This window comes from Calothrix anomala FACHB-343 (assembly GCF_014696435.1).
GTDB classification, from domain to species: Bacteria; Cyanobacteriota; Cyanobacteriia; order Cyanobacteriales; family Nostocaceae; genus Aulosira; species Aulosira anomala_A.
The window spans coordinates 186,666-198,478 of the sequence record NZ_JACJQG010000004.1 but is presented as its reverse complement, the minus strand read 5'-3'; the positions used below and the strand labels follow the sequence as shown (position 1 = coordinate 198,478).

Annotated in this window: 9 protein-coding genes; 5 read left to right on the top strand and 4 right to left on the bottom strand. The window is 40.5% G+C overall.

Translation table 11 applies throughout. The features are described from left to right. Positions 1 to 429: 429 nt before the first annotated feature. Entirely contained in the window at positions 430 to 1,851 is a 1,422-nt protein-coding gene (locus H6G08_RS03550) for an NAD(P)/FAD-dependent oxidoreductase (protein WP_190538904.1), read from the top strand. Between the two features lie 205 nt (positions 1,852 to 2,056). On the opposite strand, the gene H6G08_RS37310 is transcribed toward H6G08_RS03550, so the two are convergent. After that, positions 2,057 to 2,320, bottom strand: coding sequence for a hypothetical protein (locus tag H6G08_RS37310; protein ID WP_242046049.1), 264 nt, complete (start codon positions 2,318 to 2,320; stop codon positions 2,057 to 2,059). Between the two features lie 164 nt (positions 2,321 to 2,484). Between H6G08_RS37310 and H6G08_RS03540 the strand changes: the two genes are divergently transcribed. Both H6G08_RS03540 and H6G08_RS03535 read left to right on the top strand, forming a co-directional pair. Further along, the gene (locus H6G08_RS03540; protein ID WP_190538903.1) at positions 2,485 to 3,996 is read left to right on the top strand and encodes a GH3 family acyl-acid amido synthetase; all 1,512 of its coding nucleotides are present in this window, start codon (positions 2,485 to 2,487) and stop codon (positions 3,994 to 3,996) included. Positions 3,997 to 4,729: 733 nt separating this feature from the next. Further along, the gene (locus tag H6G08_RS03535) at positions 4,730 to 7,144 is read left to right on the top strand and encodes an SdiA-regulated domain-containing protein (protein WP_190538902.1); all 2,415 of its coding nucleotides are present in this window, start codon (positions 4,730 to 4,732) and stop codon (positions 7,142 to 7,144) included. 126 nt (positions 7,145 to 7,270) lie between these two features. On the opposite strand, the gene H6G08_RS03530 is transcribed toward H6G08_RS03535, so the two are convergent. Then, positions 7,271 to 8,413 (bottom strand): cysteine desulfurase family protein, encoded by a 1,143-nt coding sequence (locus H6G08_RS03530; RefSeq protein WP_190538901.1) that lies wholly within the window; start codon positions 8,411 to 8,413, stop codon positions 7,271 to 7,273. 201 nt (positions 8,414 to 8,614) lie between these two features. Here H6G08_RS03530 and H6G08_RS03525 point away from each other — a divergent pair, with 201 nt between their 5' ends. Together H6G08_RS03525 and H6G08_RS03520 are read left to right on the top strand one after the other, a co-directional pair. Then, positions 8,615 to 10,243 carry a DUF655 domain-containing protein gene (locus tag H6G08_RS03525; protein WP_190538900.1) on the top strand — a complete coding sequence of 543 codons (1,629 nt, stop codon included), beginning with the start codon at positions 8,615 to 8,617 and terminating at the stop codon, positions 10,241 to 10,243. Between the two features lie 169 nt (positions 10,244 to 10,412). After that, complete coding sequence (locus tag H6G08_RS03520; protein WP_190538899.1) at positions 10,413 to 10,658, top strand: ChaB family protein; 246 nt, start codon at positions 10,413 to 10,415, stop codon at positions 10,656 to 10,658. Between the two features lie 249 nt (positions 10,659 to 10,907). Here the strand turns inward: H6G08_RS03520 and H6G08_RS37185 are convergent, their stop codons facing one another. Both H6G08_RS37185 and H6G08_RS03515 read right to left on the bottom strand, forming a co-directional pair. Further along, the gene (locus H6G08_RS37185) at positions 10,908 to 11,051 is read right to left on the bottom strand and encodes a hypothetical protein (RefSeq protein ID WP_190555542.1); all 144 of its coding nucleotides are present in this window, start codon (positions 11,049 to 11,051) and stop codon (positions 10,908 to 10,910) included. A gap of 154 nt (positions 11,052 to 11,205) precedes the next feature. After that, positions 11,206 to 11,598: a response regulator gene (locus tag H6G08_RS03515; RefSeq protein ID WP_190538898.1), complete on the bottom strand. Its 393-nt coding sequence runs from the start codon at positions 11,596 to 11,598 to the stop codon at positions 11,206 to 11,208. Positions 11,599 to 11,813 lie beyond the last annotated feature (215 nt).

The following is an 11,813-nucleotide window of genomic DNA, read 5'->3' as shown; positions in this document are numbered from 1 at the left end:
CCTTTTTCCTTGCAAGCGATCGCCTGTGAGTTTGTGGGTACGTTTGCACCTAGATTACTATTTAATCATGAGCTAGTGCAACCCAGCAAAATTAATGGGACAGACCACTAGCTTGAAAAGTTCAGATCTAAGGAAGCCTTATCTGGTGACGCCAGATGCTTAGAGACGCAAGGCGACAGGAACGCACTGGCTCGACTTTTCGCAAAATCTAAAATTGATTGACGCTTGCTCAAATCCCCACTCACAGACATTCCCCGTTCCCTGTTCCCCGTTCCCCGTTAATAATCTTTAAATCCAAAAATTTCTGTAACAGATGAATACTTTTATGATTTTTTCAATTGTTCTTAATAAACGGTAACTTTGGTTTTCCTGTTGTTAGATGTTTGTAAAGAAAAGTTACAACTCCCTTAACACAAGGAAATACTTCTTATGGTAGTTTCATTTGAAAAAAAAGCACCACATAAGGTTGTAATCATTGGTGGAGGATTTGGCGGACTCTATACAGCTAAGACTCTAGCTCATGCAAATGTAGAAATTACTCTCATCGATAAACGTAATTTTCACCTATTTCAACCGCTTTTATATCAAGTTGCTACGGGTACTTTATCACCTGCGGATATTTCCTCTCCATTACGAGCTGTATTCAGCAAAAGTAAGAATACACGTGTGATGTTGGGAGAAGTAACTGATATCGATCCTCAAGCACAAAAAGTAATTTTGGACGGTCATGTCGTACCTTACGATACCTTAGTTGTCGCTACTGGTGCTAACCACTCCTACTTTGGTAAAGATAACTGGAAAGATTTAGCACCTGGCTTGAAAACTGTGGAAGATGCGATTGAAATGCGTCGCCGAATCTTCTCTGCATTTGAAGCGGCGGAAAAGGAAACCGATCCGGAAAAACGCCGGGCTTTATTGACTTTCGTGATTGTTGGTGGTGGCCCTACAGGGGTAGAATTAGCAGGTGCGATCGCGGAATTAGCCTACAAAACTCTCACAGAAGATTTCCGCAACATCAACACTTCCGAAGCGAAAATTCTTCTATTACAAGGTGGCGATCGCATCCTCCCACACATTGCGCCCGATTTATCGAAAGTCGCAGCCAAATCTTTACGCAAGTTGGGTGTGGAAATCCAACTTAACACCAGAGTTACCAATATTGAAAATGATATCGTTACTTTCAAAAAAGGCAATGAATTAACTTCTATTACCTCAAAAACTATCTTGTGGGCTGCTGGTGTTCAAGGTTCTCCAATGGGGAGAGTCTTGAAAGAACGTACAGGTGTAGAATGCGATCGCACCGGACGAGTAATTGTTGAACCAGACTTGACTATCAAGGGTTATAAAAACATTTTCGTTGTGGGAGATTTAGGTAACTTCTCCCATCAAGATGGTAACCCCTTACCTGGTGTTGCACCTGTAGCTAAACAACAAGGTGAATATGTAGCTCAACTTATTCAACTACGGATTCAAGGCTATACAATGCCACCATTCCACTACAACCACGTGGGTAGTTTGGCGATGATTGGGCAAAATTTAGCTGTTGTTGATTTAGGCCCGCTCAAACTCACAGGCTTCCTGGCTTGGGTATTTTGGCTAATCATTCACATCTACTTCTTAATTGAGTTTGACACTAAATTACTAGTAGTATTTCAGTGGGCGTGGAATTACATCACTCGAAATCGTCGCTCTAGATTAATTACCGGTCGAGAAAATTTTGTGACTGTCCAAAGTGCTAACAATGATGCTGTTGACAATAACACTGCGAACAATGAAGCGGTGAATAATGAGCCTGTTAACAATGTTAATGATGTTAACAATAACGGTCATAAATTTTTGACAAAAGTGTAACCTTGCTTGAGATAAGGATGTAACAATATACCCTTAATTGCGCAAAAGACATAATTGTAGAGGCACAATATATTGTGCCTCTATTCTGCTTTTACAGAAGTTTCCTGGTAATTGAACCACAGATCCAAAGTAGGGGCACGGCACCAGTAAGATTATTATATTTACCAGAAGATTCTCGATGCCGTGCCCCTACCGCGTGGTCTATTTACTTGGAAATAGATGTAAGTTGTACAATCCATTGTGAGGGCTTTTGACTGTTGACAGTAGGGGCGGGTTTATTTGGATTGTCTTTGATTAACGAGGATATAGGTGAACCCTCCCCTACATCGGCTTCTACAATTTGGGATAATTTATTTTTTGGAGTTCCATGAGTGCAAGGCATTACAACTAGATCGGTAAACTCTGGAATTGTAACTAAGAAAAGCTGATCTTCATCAGACCATTGAATAATCATGCTATACCGATTCATGAATCTTCGCCCTCCTCCCTTAAATTCTCTAGTTCGGTAATGGAAAACCCCACAACCAAACATGAAAATCTGTCTTTCCCATGCCCAATGCCCAATGCCCAATGCCCAATGCCCCATTCCCATTTTCAAGTTAGCATTTAACTTAACTACTGTACTTGGGAATCATGCGTCCGATTATTAAACTATTTGGGCAACTTTTTGCAGGGGCTTACCGACGCTTTACGCAAGCGTTGGATTATCCGGAGTTAACGCAGATATCTGTGCAGAGGGAAATTTGCGATCGCCTAATTAAAAGCGACTATGGTAAAACTTTAGGAATTAATTCTCTAGCAGATTGGCAAGCTGTACCTATAGTTGATTACGATGGGCTAGAACCCTGGATTTTAGGACAGGAAAAACGTCAACAAATTCCCCTCACCCCAGAACCGATTTTATTTTATGAAAAAACCTCTGGTAGTACTGGGGCGATAAAATGGATTCCTTATACTCAATCTTTGCGGCGCTCGTTTAATCAGATGTTTTGTGTCTGGGCGCATGATTTAATTGTACATGGCCCGAAATTTTCTACAGGGAAAATATACGCTTCTATCTCGCCACAACTAAATGTGGGTAATTCCCAATCTTTACAGGATGATTTAGATTATTTAGATGGATGGTTGCGTTGGTTGCTGCGTCCTTGGTTGGTAATGCCAAAGGGACTAAATCGCCTGCATAACATGCAAGAATTTAAACATCAGTTGGCTTTGGCTTTATTACAGGCAGAGAATTTAGAAATTATTTCGGTGTGGAGTCCGAGTTTTTTACAAGTACATTTAAATTATATTCAAGAAAATCGTGAGTTATTGCACAGAGAGTTACAAGGAATAATATCAGGCGATCGCTTGCAAATTCTCTTGTCAGAAAATATTCCCTGGATGCAACTATGGGCAAATTTAAAGCTGATTTCCTGCTGGGATAGCGCCAAAGCCGCAGATCAAGCCAAGGGATTGCGATTGCAGTTTCCCGGTGTATTGGTTCAGGGTAAGGGTTTACTCGCCACGGAAGCACCGATGACAATTCCCTTAATTGCTGCGGGGGGTTATGTTCCGGTGTTGGATGAAGTGTTTTTTGAGTTTGAGGATGATACTGGCTGTTTGCAGAGATTACACGAACTGAGTATTGGTAAGGAATACGCGATTATATTATCTCAGAAGGGTGGTCTTTATCGTTATCGTATAGGCGATCGCATCCGCGTGACTCACTACTATCATCAAACACCCTGTTTAGAATTTATCGGACGAAGTCAAGATATCAGCGATTTAGTAGGAGAAAAGTTACAAGCCAGCTTTGTACAGGATGCTTTAAATCGCCTGAACTTGCAAGGAACTCATTTTCAGAGTTTGGTTCCCGTTACCAACCCACCCCACTATATTCTGTTACTGGATTCAGCACAGCAAACCCCGGAAATGATTGCCCAACAACTAGATCTGGCTTTAGCGGAGTCTTATCATTACAATTTAGCGCGATCGCTCGGTCAACTTGCACCCCCAGAAGTATTAATTTCCGCACAAATTCCTGAATTATTAACTTCAATTCGCTTACAAAAAGGTAGTATTTGGGGAGGTATTAAGCATCCAATTTTAGCAACAACGGCTATGAGCCAGGAAATTTTAGAGGCGTTAAAATCTCACAATTAAAATATTTATAAATAGCATTTGTTTATCTATTAATTGGATAATTAAATAGATAGTTTTAGTATTTAAAATACTCTGAATAAATCAAAATTTAACAAAAATTTAGGGGCACAAGATTATTGTACCCGGATGAATAAGTAAGACCAATTCCAATAATGTTGGCGATACATCAATATATTCTAGAGGGCATGGCATTGCCATAGCCCTACCATCTGTCGCATTCTTTTTTCTAATTGGTATAAGTAGGCGAAAATAAAGACAATTATGTTACGGAAGGTAAATAGCCTTGAAACCCTTACCAATGACAAATGACAAATGACAAATGACAAATGACAGCCATTGCTAGTTATATTTAATTATGCCGACCTACTTATGGTGTTAATTGCTCAACGCTAATTAAATCTCCAAAAAGATAATTAAAATTAGCCCTTCATGGGAAAACCCCACAACCAAATATGAAAACCTTTCTCCTCTAGTCCCTGTTATTAGGCACTTTCAGAGGGTTTTTCGGTTGCTGAAAGAATGGCTAACAAACTATTCACACATTTCTTGGTTATATCTCGATTAGAGTAAGCCTTTTATAAAATCTAGATGAATTATCTATGAATTTTACATTTAACTACTTTATACATATATAAAATCGAGGTAAATTTTTACTTGTTATCTCTGATATCCAGAGTTTTTGCGCAAAAAATCAGTAAAAATACTTTCAGCTAAGTTTTAAGTGTAAATAATAATGGCAACCTCACAATATTTTCGCATTGAAGAATTTCCCAATTCGATTAACACAGTGTTTGATAGTAAGTTTAATCGTTGGCTCGCTTTAGAAAATTCCTCTGTGCTGGTTGAGGTGAAAACTAAAAATGGCGAATTAGACTTGACAACCCTCAAGCGGACTAATATTTCTCAACTTGCGTTAAAGAATCCCTATGGAATGGCTATCCATCCAATTACAGGAAGCCTAGTAATTTTGGATCGGACTACTCAACCGCAGATTTATCAGATTCAACCAGACTCTCTAGGTAATTTCCCAAATACCTCAACTACTCCCATCACTCTCCCGGCAAATTTACCAGATTTGAGTGGAATTAAGGTAAATTCTGCCAATGGTAACTTTGTGGTAGACAGCGCTACCGGTCAAATCCAATATGAATTTACCAGTGCTGGTAAAATTGCGGTTGAGCGGGATTTATCTGGATTAGGACTAAACAATCAACAAACACTGCTTACTAATAACACCTCTATTAGCACCTTTAGCGCCAACACTACAGATGCATCTTTGATGACAGCGCAGATGGTGCAGACAACATCTATTCCCAACCCGATATTAGTACAGACTATCTACACCTCTACATTTGCCCCTCCTAGCCCCGATCCATCAGGGATTGTTTATATCAGTCATTTAGGTTCCCTGTTGATTTCTGATGGTGAAGTGGATGAAATGCCGCTGATTTTCCAAGGGAAGAATATGTTCCAAGTCAGCTTGACTGGAACTTTGGAACGGGGTTTAAGTACTATGAACTATTCCAACGAACCAACAGGGATAGCATATAACCCCGCGAATCGCTTCCTGTATATTGCGGATGATAACAAGCAACGGGTTTTTCAAATTAATCCAGGAGGCGATGGTACTTACAACACATCAGATGATGTGGTGAGTTCTTTTAGTACTCTTCCTTGGAGTAGCACAGATCCAGAAGATATAGCCTATTCAACAACTTCAGGTACTTTATTTCTCGTTGGCGGGGTCAGTGACACCGTTTATCAAGTTACCACCAACGGCACCTTAATCAGCCAATTTAGTACTCTTAGTTTCGGGCTTCACGATCCGGAGGGGATTGCCATCGATCCTAATAGTGGGAACCTGTTTATGGTAGGTTTCCCAGCTAACTTAGTGTTTGAAGTCTCAACTACTGGTCAACTTATCCGCACCTACGATATTTCTGCGGCGAACGCACTCAAACCTGCCGGTATCACCTTTGCACCCAGTAGCCAAAATCCCTATGAATTAAGCTTTTACATAGTCGATCGCGCTGTTGATAACGATACCGATCCCAATGAAAATGACGGTAAAATCTACGAATTTGCTCTCGGTACTCCCGTACCCAATCAAGCACCAGCTGTCACCGCAGGTGAAACCCAAGTAGTGTTATACAGCGCTAACCTTGACGGTGCTGTTGCTGATGATGGCTTACCTCAAGGGGGAACTGTAACCGCTACCTGGAGTTTCATTAGCGGGCCTGGTGAAGTAATTTTTGACGATCCATCGGTAGAAGATACGGGTGTGAGCTTCACTACTCCGGGAACCTACACTTTACAATTAAGTGCCAGTGATGGAGAATTAACAGCAAGCAGCCAGACAACTATCCAAGTCTTAGATCCTACATCCACAACCTTTGTCAGCTTTGGCAGTAGCGGTACTATAGGCGGAGTCAGTTTTAATCGCCAAGACATTCTCGCACACGACCAGTCTACAGGTAACTGGTATATGTATTTTGATGGCTCTGATATGGGCTTTGGTAGCTCCTATCTGCGAGATTTTCACATTAATGCAGATGGCTCAATTTTATTTGCTTTAAATAACCCGACTATTTTACCTGGGCAACTATCTGTAGATGATTCAGATATAGTCAAGTTTACGCCTACAACTACAGGTGATTTTACCAGTGGCACATTAGAAATGTATTTTGATGGCTCGGATGTTGGATTAACCAGCGATGCTGAAGAGTTGGATGCGATCGCTATCGATCGAGATGGTAATTTGGTCGTTAGTACCAGGGGTGGTTTTACCGTTCCGGGAGTATCTGGTTCAGATGAAGACCTGATGAAATTCACTGCTACTAGTTTAGGTCAGAATACATCTGGTACTTGGACAATGTTGTTTGATGGATCTGATGTTGGTCTAACTGATTCTAGTGAAGATGTGCTTGGTGTTTGGTTTGACGCTAATAGTAACAAGATTTTCCTAACTACCGAGGGTAATTTTAGAGTTAATGGTACTAGCGGTGATGGTTCTGATATCTTTGTATTTAACCCAACTTCACTTGGTAGTAATACCAGTGGTAGTTTTACGCCCTATTGGGATGGATCAAACAATGGAGTACCCGCAGGAATAGCTGTTGAGGGTATTGCTATTGCTCCTATTTTTTAGTCAATGGTCAATGGTCAATAGTCAAGGGTCAATGGTCAATGGTCAATAGTCAAGGGTCAATGGTCAATAGTCAATAGTCAATGGTCAAACTACAACTGACAACTGACAACTGACAACTGACTAATATTACAACCTCTGCAATATCTGTTTCAAAACCATTGCTGTCCAATCTACATCAGCTGTGGTGGTTTCCCTTCCTAATGTTAGGCGAATTCCACCTAAGGCGGCTGGTTCTGAATAACCCATCGCTAATAAGATGGGGCTAGGGCTGAGTTTACCACTGTGACAGGCTGCACCTGCACTGATAGCAATACCGGCTAGGTTCATTTGTCGGACAATGGTTTTACCGCTAAGTTTTTTGCTATTGGCAGATTCTAGGCAAAAACTGACGTGATGGGGTAGGCGGTGTTCTAAATCGCCGGTGGGAATTAAACCAGGTACATCGGCTAACTGAGCAAATAAGCGATCGCGTAAATTAATTAAACGGGGTGTTTCTCTAGATATTTCTTGATCTGCTAGTTCAGCTGCGACACCAAAGCCTGCAATGATCGCTGTAGCTTGAGTCCCGGAACGTAGCCCCATTTCTTGTCCACCACCAGCAAATAGGGGTACTAACTCTACACCCGGACGGACATACAGCGCCCCTGCACCTTGCGGCCCATATATTTTGTGACTGGATATGCTCAGTAAATCTACTGCCAAATTATCCACATCAATGGGTATACGCCCTACTGCTTGGACTGCATCGGTATGGAATAATACTCCATGTTGATGGGCAATATCTGCTAATTTGGCGATCGCTTGTACAGTTCCAACTTCACTTTGACCGTAAATTACAGACACCAACACTGTATTATCTCGCAAAGCTGCGGCCAAATCTGCGGGGTTGACTCTTCCTTTTGCATCTACCGCCAAACGTGTTACTTCCCAACCCCACCTTTCCAGCAAACGCGCCGATTCAGAAATTGCGGCATGTTCCACAGTAGAAATAATCATATGTTGGGGAGCATGATATAACCGAGCCACGCCCATAATTGCTAAATTATCTGCTTCTGTACCACCAGAGGTAAAGATAATTGACTCTACACTAGAAGCGTTAATTAATCCCGCCACTTGAATTCTGGCGGTTTCTAAAACTGTTGCCGCCCGTTGTCCCCACTCATGTAAACTAGAAGGATTGCCCCATTGTTGAGCTAACACTGCTTGCATAGCTGCGATCGCTTCTGGGCGGGTAGGAGTTGTAGCACTGTAATCTAGATATATTTGCATATCACCAATCAATGAGTGAAGAGATAAGCTTCCTGTGGGCTATCTATATTTTCAGGATAAATGAAACTTTGAGGAATTTTATAACCCTTCATAGGTGGATTGTTGACCTTGTTTGTCAAGGTGTTTTTCTCCTGATTGCAGCATACTTAATTTTGGGAATAATATATCTGTCAACTGTCAATCAACTTTAAGCAGATTCCAGTGCAAATTCCTTCTAGTCTCAAGTCTTATTTTACATTTTTTCTCATCTTTACCATTACCGCTTGCGAACGAGTCCAATCATACAATAAACTTCCCGAACCTCTACCACAAGATCCATTTGTTCAAGTTTATTTTAACAATTCCCAGTCCTCGGAATTTTCCGAACCTTATCGTCAGCAGACTCGACTAGGAGATAATTTAGAACAACAAATAGTCAATGCTATTTCCCAAGCGAAATCTACAGTAGATGTAGCAGTTCAAGAATTACGTTTACCCAAAGTAGCCCAAGCATTAGCAACCAGACAAAAAGCCGGAGTTAAGGTTAGATTAATTTTAGAAAATACCTATAGTCGTGCTTGGAGTAGCTTCACACCACAAGAAATCAGCAAATTAGAAAAACGAGAACAGGAACGCTATCAAGAATTTCGTAAATTTATCGACATTAACCAAGACAATGAACTCAGCGCTGAAGAAATTAATCAAAGAGACGCTTTAGCAATTATTCAAAATGCTCAAGTTCCTTGGCTAGACGATACTGCCGATGGTTCTGCTGGTAGCAGTTTAATGCATCACAAATTTGTGGTTGTCGATAATAAAATTGTCATTGTTACTTCGGCTAATTTCACGCTAAGTGATGTTTTGGGCGATTTTAGCAATCCTAGTAGTTTAGGAAACGCCAATAATTTTTTACAAATAGAAAATCCAGAATTAGCCGCCTTATTTACAGAAGAGTTTAACATCATGTGGGGTGATGGGCCAGGCGGCAAACCCGATAGTATTTTTGGTGTGAAGAAACCGCTACGTTTACCAAAAACTATCACATTAGGAGACACAAAAATTACCGTTCAATTTTCACCCACTTCTGCAACTCAACCTTGGCTTAATAGTACTAATGGTTTAATCGCTAACGCTTTAGAATCAGCCACTAAATCAGTTGATATGGCATTATTTGTATTTTCCGATCAACGATTAGCAAATATTCTGGAAACTCGTCACCAACAAAATGTGCAAATTCGCGCTTTAATTGAACCACAATTTGCATTTCGTTCTTACAGCGAAGCCTTAGATATGATGGGATTTGCTTTGAGTGAAGAATGTAAATATGAAGTAGATAATAAACCTTGGCAGAACCCAATTACTAGCGTTGGCGTTCCTATATTACCTAAAGGAGATTTACTTCATCATAAATTTGCAGTGGTTGATGAAAAAACTGTAATTACAGGTTCTCATAATTGGTCTGAAGCAGCTAATAATGGTAATGATGAAACCCTATTAGTGATTGAAAATCCTACAGTTGCAGCCCATTATGTCCGGGAATTTAACCGTCTTTATGGTACTGTAAGGCTGGGGTTACCAACTGCAACTCAACAAAAAATTGCCAGCGAAGCGAAACAATGTCCGCAAATACAAAGCCCTACATCAATTCTGCCGCAAATACCAACAAAATTAAATATCAATACAGCAAGTGTAGAAGAATTAGCAACCCTTCCTGGTGTAGGTAAAAAGTTAGCACAGCGCATTGTGATTACTCGTCAACAGCAGAAATTTAGCTCTTTTCAAGATTTAGAAAAAGTTGCTGGTATTAGTCATAAGATGATTAACAAATGGCAAGATACGATAACTTTTTAGCAGTCTGCTAAAATCTGGAATATCGGAGAAAATTCTCACCCTACAAATACCTCTTATTATTTTTGGTAACTCAGCCTAAAGTAAGGTATTTGTCTATCTCTACTTACAGAGGCAATATATTTTACCGTTTTTTAGCATGAACCTATGTTGAGATAATCGGAGTAAGTTTATGCCTTATAAGCAGATAGACGAAATACCTGAGGATATTAGACAACAGTTACCCGAACACGCCCAACAAATTTTCTTTGCTGCATTCAATGCAGCTCAAGACAATGGTATGAGTGAACAAGGTGCGCGTGATGTAGCTTGGAATAGCGTGAGCAATGAGTATGAGCCGGGTAATGGAGGAAAATGGCACAGAAAACCCGAAGATCCACCAATACATAATAAAGCGATTACTACCGGGGGTAATTAATTACTTTTAGCTCTATTTTCAGCAATAACCTGATTTATATAGAGCCAATTTTCGCTAAGGGAACTCCAGAACATAAATTATCCCAAATTGTAGGGGCGGGGTTACCCCGCCCCTACGAGTTGCGGGCTTGGTAAGTTAATGATTGGGATGTTTTTTTATTTGGAAGTCTCTAAATAAAGTACAAGGTTAGGGGGAGAAAAATCTTTGTCCCCCTACAAGTATCTATAACTCAATACGGTTCAGTTAGCCTCAAAAAACTGATTTGGTGTAGGTTGGGGAGCCACTGCGTTGGACGGGTTTCCCGGCTTGTAGACGCGGAGCGGCTTCCCGCAGGGTAGCAAGTGGCGTTTGAGGGACGAAACCCAACATTTTCGGCGCTTTGTTGGGTTTCACTTCGTTCAAACGCCAGTTGCTACAACGGGGGGAACCCCCCTTCGGGTTCGCCAGTCGCCTGCGGAGGGAAACCCTCCCGCAGCGCTGGTCTCACCGCAACGCAGTGGCTCCCCAACCTACATTTATCCTTAACTGAACCGTATTGATCTATAACTCACTCATGGGTAACAGATAAACCCAATACGTCGCGACAAATATTGAGAACATTTTTGGCGCGGAATGGCTTAGTTAAATATAAATCGGCACCAACATCGGTACCTTGGCGTTTATCCATTTCCTGACCATTAGCTGTCAACATAATTATATAGATATCTGGGATTTTTAGTTCATTTTTTACTGTATTACAAACTTCCAGTCCGCTCATTTTGGGCATAATAACATCGAGAAAAACCAGCTTAGGATTTTCAGATGTAATAATTTCTAAGGCTTCAGTACCATTTTTCGCTGTTAATATTTCTACTGCTTCATTTTCTAAAATCTCCAATGCTTCTTCGAGTAGTAAACGCACGCTGATTTCATCATCGACAATTAATATTTTATTTTTCATATGAATCCATAATTCTCCTACAGGGATCGCGGGATCGTGAAAATGGTTGGCGTTAAATAAGGTAAGTTATCCATGCATAAAAACTCGATTATTTATTTAGTGAATCTTTGAGAAATTATTAATTATCAGATGTGGCAATAATATTCTATCCTTGTGTCTATAATATGTCTGTCAGTATTTTTAAGGTTGAGGAATTTTGATATATCATTAGATGA

Bases quoted from the DNA above. Each gene is read 5' to 3' on its own strand.
- H6G08_RS03520 (WP_190538899.1), top strand. From the start codon at position 10,413: ATGCCTTATAAGCAGATAGACGAAATACCTGAGGATATTAGACAACAG.
- H6G08_RS03535 (WP_190538902.1), top strand. From the start codon at position 4,730: ATGGCAACCTCACAATATTTTCGCATTGAAGAATTTCCCAATTCGATT.
- H6G08_RS03530 (WP_190538901.1), bottom strand. From the start codon at position 8,413: ATGCAAATATATCTAGATTACAGTGCTACAACTCCTACCCGCCCAGAA.
- H6G08_RS03540 (WP_190538903.1), top strand. From the start codon at position 2,485: ATGCGTCCGATTATTAAACTATTTGGGCAACTTTTTGCAGGGGCTTAC.
- H6G08_RS37310 (WP_242046049.1), bottom strand. From the start codon at position 2,320: ATGAATCGGTATAGCATGATTATTCAATGGTCTGATGAAGATCAGCTT.
- H6G08_RS03515 (WP_190538898.1), bottom strand. From the start codon at position 11,598: ATGAAAAATAAAATATTAATTGTCGATGATGAAATCAGCGTGCGTTTA.
- H6G08_RS03550 (WP_190538904.1), top strand. From the start codon at position 430: ATGGTAGTTTCATTTGAAAAAAAAGCACCACATAAGGTTGTAATCATT.